Source organism: Phenylobacterium sp. (assembly GCF_024508875.1).
Classification (GTDB): Bacteria; Pseudomonadota; Alphaproteobacteria; order Caulobacterales; family Caulobacteraceae; genus Phenylobacterium.
In genome coordinates, this window is record NZ_JANINU010000148.1 from 1 (window position 1) to 5822 (window position 5822).

General features: G+C 68.4%; 6 protein-coding genes. 3 read left to right on the forward strand and 3 right to left on the reverse strand.

All coding sequences use genetic code 11. From position 1 onward, the window contains the following. From Q0L11_RS12295 to Q0L11_RS12305, 3 genes are all read right to left on the reverse strand, one after another. Positions 1-526 (reverse strand): aminotransferase class I/II-fold pyridoxal phosphate-dependent enzyme (locus Q0L11_RS12295; RefSeq protein WP_296597590.1); only part of this gene is annotated, 526 nt, incomplete at its 3' end. Between the two features lie 125 nt (positions 527-651). Further along, positions 652-1839 (reverse strand): calcium-binding protein, encoded by a 1188-nt coding sequence (locus Q0L11_RS12300; RefSeq protein WP_296597592.1) that lies wholly within the window; start codon positions 1837-1839, stop codon positions 652-654. 90 nt (positions 1840-1929) lie between these two features. Further along, on the reverse strand, positions 1930-3360 hold the full coding sequence (locus Q0L11_RS12305; RefSeq protein WP_296597593.1) for a calcium-binding protein: 1431 nt from the start codon (positions 3358-3360) through the stop codon (positions 1930-1932). On the opposite strand from Q0L11_RS12305, the gene Q0L11_RS12310 reads away from it, so the two are divergent. The 3 genes from Q0L11_RS12310 to Q0L11_RS12320 form a co-directional block, all read left to right on the forward strand. Next, a complete protein-coding gene (locus Q0L11_RS12310) occupies positions 3359-4066 on the forward strand; it encodes a TVP38/TMEM64 family protein (protein ID WP_296597594.1) in 708 nt (235 codons plus the stop codon). The two genes, Q0L11_RS12305 and Q0L11_RS12310, sit on opposite strands and share 2 nt — an antisense overlap. Next, positions 4063-4680 (forward strand): glutathione S-transferase family protein, encoded by a 618-nt coding sequence (locus Q0L11_RS12315; RefSeq protein ID WP_296597595.1) that lies wholly within the window; start codon positions 4063-4065, stop codon positions 4678-4680. The genes Q0L11_RS12310 and Q0L11_RS12315 overlap by 4 nt, the downstream gene beginning before the upstream one ends. A 208-nt stretch (positions 4681-4888) precedes the next feature. Beyond that, a partial coding sequence (locus tag Q0L11_RS12320; protein ID WP_296597596.1) for a 2-isopropylmalate synthase occupies positions 4889-5822 on the forward strand: 934 nt, incomplete at its 3' end.

The following is a 5822-nucleotide window of genomic DNA, read 5'->3' on the forward strand; positions in this document are numbered from 1 at the left end:
GGTTCGACGGTGAGTTCAGCAGGATCCACTTGGTCTTGGGCGTGATCGCCTTTTCCAAGTCTGCCGGCTGCAGCTTGAAGCCGGTCTCGGCGCTGGTCGGCGCGGCCACCGGCGTCCCGCCGGCCAGCAGCACGATGTCCCAGTAGCTGACCCAGTACGGGGTCGGCACGATCACCTCGTCGCCGGGGTTCAGCGTGGCGATCATGGCGTTCCAGATCACCGGCTTCCCGCCCGGAGAGACGTTCACCTGGGTGGTCTTGTAGGTCAGCCCGTTCTCGCGCTGGAACTTGGCGACGATGGCTTCCTTCAGCTCGGGGATGCCGTCGACGTTGGTGTACTTCGTCTTGCCGTCGCGGATGGCCTTGATGGCCGCCTCCTTGATGTTGTCGGGCGTGTCGAAGTCGGGCTCGCCGGCGGCCAGGCCGATCACGTTTTTCCCCTGCGCCTTCAACTCGCGGGCTTTCGCGTCGGCCGCCAGGGTGGCGGACGGCTTCACGCGTGCGAGCGCGGCGGATTCCAGGGACATGACGGAGTTGGCTCCCGGCTAAGGTTTTCGGATGGGCGCGGGTGTACCCCATGCTGCGCCGCATTCAAACCCGCCGGGAGCCGCTCTCCATAGCCAGTTTGCGCGAGGGTCACCCCGCGTGATGCTCAGACGAAGTTGCCAAGACCAATGTCGGCGAGCGTGCGGCCCGTCAGCAGGATGGCGACGTCGGCGCCATCGGCCGGATCCCCGGTGTCGGCGAACACGTAGACGTCGCTTCCGACCTGCGCCGCGACGTAGGTCGCCCCCGCCGCCGAGATGTGCTCGTTGGCGATGGACAGGGCCGTGGCGTAGTCGGTGGTGACGAACTCGGAGTAGCTGCGCGGCAGGATCGAGCTGTCGGTCAGGATGCTGACGGCGGCGAAGTGGAGCTGGTCGCCGGCCTCCCAGTCGCGGATCTCGGCGTCGACGATGACCGACGGGTCGGCCTTGGCCACGATCTCGAAGCGGTCCCAGCCCGCGCCGCCGAAGATCAGGTCCTTGGCCGAGCTGCCGGCGACGATGGTGTCGGCGCCTTCGCCGCCGTCCATGGTCGCCGCGACCGGCCCCTGGCTCACCAGCAGGTCGTTTCCGCCGCCGCCGACCAGGAAGTTCGGGCCGAAGCCGCCGTTCAGGGTGTCGTTGCCCGCGCCGCCCACCAGCGTGTTCCAGCCTTCGCCGGCGAACAGCTCGTCGTCGCCGAGGTCGCCGGAGAGGTAGTCGTTCCCGTCTCGGCCGGCGAGCAGGTCGTTCCCCTGGCCGCCCAGGAGCGTGTCGGCGCCGGCGCCGCCGACGATGTCGTCGTCGCCCGCGTTGCCGTGCGCCCAGTCGCCCGCTTCGCCCGCCACGCCGTTCACGTCGGCGCTGGTGTGGATCGCATCGTCGCCCTGGCCGCCGTAGATCGTGTCGGCCCCTTCGCCGCCGGTCAGCACGTCGGCGCCGCCGTTGCCCTGCAGCAGGTCGCGGCCGGCCCCGCCGTCCAGGGTGTCGGCGCCGGGGCCGCCGTACAGCGCATCGTCGCCGGCCGAGCCGCTCGTGCGGTCGTCGCTGGCATCGCCGATGTAGAGCTTGCTGCCATCGGCCATCACCAGGCCGCCCGTCTTCGAGAGCTGGGCCAGGTCGGTGGAGAACGCCACGGTGCGCCCGCCGTAGGTGACGAAGATGCGCGGAACCTCGGGCGTCAGCGCCAGGGGATCATACGACTGGTAGGTCACGCTCACTGTGCGGGCGGGCCCGCCGTTGAAGGTCAGCGTATCGCCCGCCCGGATCGCCAGCGCCTGCTCGGGCGTGATCGTGTCGAAAGCGTATTCGAGCAAGCGCTGGCTCCATCGCACCTGGTGGGAGCCCCCAGATGGGCGATGTTGCGTAAAAACGCAACTTACAGAAACGCAATATGCGACGAACGGTCAGAGGAAGTCGCCCGCCGCGATATCCGTGAGGGTGCGCCCCGCAAGCACGGTGATGCTGTCGACCGTCGTCCCCGGACTGGCGTCGGCGAATACAATGACGTCCACGCCGACCTGCACGGCGACGACCTCGATCTGGCCACCGGCGATCTGATCCTGCGCCGCCTTCAGCGCGCTGTCGAAATCCAGGGCGCTAACCTCGGCGTAGGCCGACCCAATGGCGGCGCGCAGCTTCAGAAAATCGTCAGCGGACCAGTCGTCGATCGTGTCCGCGGCAGCGCGGGTGAGCGCCTGCGCCGTCGAGGCGACGAAGACGTCGGCGCCCGCGCCGCCGTGGAGCTGATCGGCGCCGTCGCCGCCCCTTAGGGTTTCGGCCCCGCCGCTGCCGGTCAACGTGTCGGCGCCGCTCCCACCATCCAACAGCTTGGACTGGCTGACCGCGCCGGCGGCGTTGTTCTGCGTGACTTCGATCCAGTCGTCTCCGGCGTCGCCATAGAGCTCGTCGGTCGTGTCGGTCGATGCGCGCAGGGTGTCGTTGCCGGCGTCGCCGTGGGCGATATTCCGCACGGGAAGGTCGACGTCTCCGTTGACGATGATCAGGTCGTCCCCGTCGCCTCCGGAAGCGGTGCTGGCCACGCCGATGTCGATGCGGATGGCGTCGTTTCCCCCTTCGCCGAACAACTGGCCGGCGCCGGAGAGCTGATCGTTGCCGAGGTTGCCGTTGATGAAGTCGCTGCCGCCGCCACCGGCGACAATGTCGTCCCCCTGGCCGCCCAGCAGCGTGTCCGACCCCGTGTTGCCGCCCTTGATGTTGTCGTTGCCCCGATTGCCCTGCATGAACTGCTGGCCGGAACCGTTGTTGATCGAGGTCACCAGGAAGTCGTTGCCCTGGCCGCCATAGAGCGTGTTCGAACCGGCGGCGCGGGCGGTGAGTTGGTCGTCGCCCTGGTTGCCCTGCAGCAGCCAGTCTCCCAGGCCGCCAACCAGCAGATCGTTTCCGCCGCCTCCGTACATCGCCCCGCTCGTCGGTATGCGAACACCCGGATCGTTGAAGTCGCGCTGCGGGGTTCCCACGAAGAGGATGGAGCGGTCGAAGTAGACGAACTGGGCGGCAAGCGTCGGCAGCTCCGGCCCGAAAACGACAGTGCGTTGACCGACGGTGACGGCGAAGTTTCCGTCCTCCTGGAAGATGACGGTCGTGTTCTTCGCCGGCGCGCCGCCGATGAAAAGATCGTCCGCCACACCGAACGCCAAGGCCTGCGCCGGCGTGATCGTGTCGAAGTTATACGTCGTCACCCGAAGCCCCCACAGATCGCCGCACGTGAGGGACGCCGACGCAACTAACGCTACCGTAGCGATATCCCGCCCCAGGGACCGATACCAGCCCGTCTTGACCGCGCCACGCGAACACGCGACGGCTCGGGCGCTCATGCGCCGCCTGTTCGCCTTCCTCTCCAACCTCGACGCCCAGGCGTGGCGCACCCTGATGGTCTCGTTCGTGCTGTTCGGCGGCGTGGGGGTCGTCTTCTTCTTCGGCGCCCAGTTGCTGGGGTTCGACGGCGAGCGGACGCTGGAGGGCTGGCTGGGGGCGGCGAGGGGCCCATGGTCGCTGCCGGTGGCGGTGGCGGCCTTCGCGGCGCTGGCCTTCATCGGCACGCCGCAGATCGTGCTGATCGCCGCGGCGGTCGTGGCGTTCGGGCCGCAGGCGGGCGCGCTCTATAGCTGGATCGGCACCATGGTCTCGGCCCTGGTCGGCTTCTACCTGGGGCGGGCGGCCGGCGCGAAGACGCTGGACCGCTTCTCGGGGCCGGCGGTGCAGCGGTTCATGCGGCTGGTGGGCGAGAACGGCTTCCTGGCGAGCCTGATCGTGCGGCTGGTGCCGTCGGCGCCGTTCATCGTGGTCAATATGGCGGCCGGCGTGACGCCGATGCGCGCGCTGCACTTCATCGCCGGGACGGGGATCGGCATCGTGCCGAAGATCGTCCTGACCGCCTATGCCGGGGCGTCGATCGTCCAGCTCATGAAGGGCGAGATCTCCGGACACTGGGTGGAACTGGCGGGCATCGCAGCGCTTTGGCTGGCCATCGGCTGGTTCGCCCGCCGGTGGCTGCAAAATCGCGGAGGGGCGCGGGAATGATCCGACTGCACTATTCGCTGGGCTCCTGCTCCCTGGCCTCGCACATCGCGCTGGAGGAGGCGGGAGCGGACTACGAGGCCGTGCGGACGAACGTCCGCGAGCAGGCGAACCTGACGCCCGAGTACTTGGCGCTCAATCCCAAGGGACGGGTGCCGGCGCTGGTGACCGACCAGGGCGTGCTGACCGAGACGGTGGCGATCCTCGCCTGGGTGGCGCAGGCGTTCCCCGAGGCAGGGCTGGCGCCGACCGATCCGTGGGCGTTCGCCCAGGCGCAGGCGTTCAACAGCTACCTGGCCTCGACGGTGCACGTCGCCCACGCGCATCGCCACCGCGGCTATCGCTGGGCGGACGAGGAGAGCTCGTTCGCGGACATGCGCCGCAAGGTCCCGCAGACGGTGGGCGCGTGCTTCCAGCTCATCGAGGACGAGTTCCTCAAGGGACCGTTCGTGCTGGGCGAGCGGCTTTCGATCTGCGACGGGTATCTCTTCACCCTGGCGGACTGGATGGAAGGCGACGGCGTCGATCCCCAGCAATTTCCGAAGGTTCTGGAGCATCGCGAGCGCATCCGCGCGCGGCCTGCCGTCAGCAAGGTTCTTGCCGAAGAGGCGGCGTAAGGCCGCGCTGCGCGCAAGATGCTTGCCCCGAAGCGGCCGTTTCGTTAGACAGCCCGCCATGCGCACGCGGCTCGACAGCCTGCTTCTTCTCTCGCTGGGGCTTAGCCGCCCCTGGGCGCCTCTCTAGGCACGCGCATCTTCGCGGCCGGGCGACCAGGGGTCAGCAAACCTCCGTCCCGAGACTGAAAACCCCGCGAAGAGACTGAAAATGACCAATCCGACCCCCGCGAACGCCGACACCGCCGGCCGCGACCGCGTCATCGTATTCGACACCACCATGCGCGACGGCGAGCAGTCGCCCGGCGCGTCCATGTCGCACGACGAGAAGCTGGAACTGGCCAAGATCCTCGAAGACATGAAGGTCGACGTGATCGAGGCCGGCTTCCCGATCGCCTCGAACGGCGACTTCGAGGCCGTCCGCGCCATCTCCGAGATCGTCACCGAAAGCGTCGTCTGCGGCCTGGCCCGCGCCGGCATGGCCGACATCGAGCGCTGCGCCGAAGCGGTGCGGAAGGCCAAGCGCGGCCGCATCCACACCTTCCTGTCCACCAGCCCCAGCCACCGCGACCACATCCTGCATGCCTCGCAAGAGGACATCCTGGAGATGATCACCAAGTCCGTGACCCACGCGCGCAACCTGTGCGGCGACGTGGAGTGGTCGGCCCAGGACGCGACGCGGACCGAGCAGGACTTCCTGCGTCGCTGCGTCGACGCGGCGATCAAGGCCGGCGCCACGACGATCAACCTGCCGGACACGGTGGGCTATAGCTATCCCAGCGAATATGCGGACATGTTCCGCGACATCATCCAGAACGTGGAGAACGCCGACCGGGCGATCTTCTCCACCCACTGCCACAACGACCTGGGCCTGGCGGTCGCCAACAGCCTGGCGGGCGTGCAAGGCGGCGCGCGGCAGGTGGAGGTGGCGGTCAACGGCATCGGCGAGCGGGCCGGCAACGCGGCGCTGGAAGAGATCGTCATGGCGCTGCGGGTCCGCGGCGACACGCTGCCCTACTACACGGGCATCGAGACCCAGCACATCACGCGCGCCAGCCGCTACGTCTCGGCGATCACCGGCTTCCCGGTCCAGTTCAACAAGGCCATCGTCGGCAAGAACGCCTTCGCCCACGAGAGCGGCATCC

What these genes read in the sequence shown, in the direction of transcription:
- Q0L11_RS12310 (WP_296597594.1), top strand. Translation starts at nt 3,359, where the DNA reads ATGCGCCGCCTGTTCGCCTTCCTCTCCAACCTCGACGCCCAGGCGTGG.
- Q0L11_RS12305 (WP_296597593.1), bottom strand. Translation starts at nt 3,360, where the DNA reads ATGAGCGCCCGAGCCGTCGCGTGTTCGCGTGGCGCGGTCAAGACGGGC.
- Q0L11_RS12315 (WP_296597595.1), top strand. Translation starts at nt 4,063, where the DNA reads ATGATCCGACTGCACTATTCGCTGGGCTCCTGCTCCCTGGCCTCGCAC.